1 protein-coding gene is annotated in these 1,029 nt (G+C 72.3%); it reads left to right on the top strand.

The genetic code is table 11. From position 1 onward, the window contains the following. Positions 1–76: 76 nt before the first annotated feature. Positions 77–1,029: DMT family transporter (locus MFF42_RS16610; RefSeq protein WP_238256737.1), on the top strand; the 953-nt coding region annotated here is incomplete at its 3' end.

Here is a 1,029-nt window from a genome sequence, read left to right as displayed (position 1 = left end):
CGGCGAGCGGCCGCCGCGAGCGTCGAGGGCGGCGGCTCACGGCATCCGGCGGAGAGGAGACCCGCGCCGAGGGATGATGCGCCGGCCTCCGGCTTGGTCTACGGCCTCGATCCGGACAGGGGCCGGAGACCGGGAGGAAGACGTGTCCGCCAGACAGGCCGGCGAGCCGGGACGAGCACTCGCCCGCGATCCGCGGCGCCTTGCCGGCATCGCCCTGATGTGCGTCGCGCCGGTGTTCTTCGCCAGCCTCGATGCCACGGGCAAGGTGCTGGCCGGGTCGGGCGTCGATCCGCTCCTCACCACCTTCATGCGCTACGCCGTCAACGTCGCGCTGGTCACCGCCTTCCTCAACCCGGTGACGCGGCCGGGCGTAGCGAAGTCGCGCCGCCTGCCGCTCCAGATCCTGCGCTCGCTGCTGCTGTTCGGCTCCACCGCCTGCAACTTCCTGGCCCTGCGCTCGCTCCAGCTCGCCGAGACGATCTCGATCCAGTTCGCCGCGCCGCTCACCGTCGCGCTGCTCGCCGGGCCGCTTCTCGGGGAATGGTCGTCGCGGATGCGGCTCGCGGCGGTTGCGGCGGGCTTCGTCGGCGTCCTCGTCATCGTGCGCCCGGACGCGCTGGCCGCCAAGCCGGCGATCCTGTTCAGCCTCGGGGCGATGCTCTGCTACGCGGTCTACGTGATCGTGACCCGCAAGCTCGCGGCCTACGATTCGACCGCGACGACGGTGTTCTACACCGGCCTCGGCGGGCTCGCGGTGATGAGCCCGCTCCTGCCCTGGATCTGGACGGCACCGGCCTCGGGAACGCTCTGGGCGCTGCTGATCGCCGTCGGGCTGTTCGGCACGATCGGGCACTGGCTGCTGGTGCTGGCCCACGCGCGGGCGCCGGCGAGCCTGCTCGCGCCCTTCATCTACACGCAGATCCTGTGGTCGGTGCTCCTGGGCTACCTGCTGTTCGGCGACGTGCCGAGCCCCTGGACGCTGCTCGGCGCCGGCATCATCGTCGCCTCGGGCCTGGCGCTGCTGGCCGA

This window comes from Methylorubrum podarium (assembly GCF_022179745.1).
Classification (GTDB): domain Bacteria; phylum Pseudomonadota; class Alphaproteobacteria; order Rhizobiales; family Beijerinckiaceae; genus Methylobacterium; species Methylobacterium podarium.
This window is presented reverse-complemented; position numbering and strand designations above follow the sequence as displayed.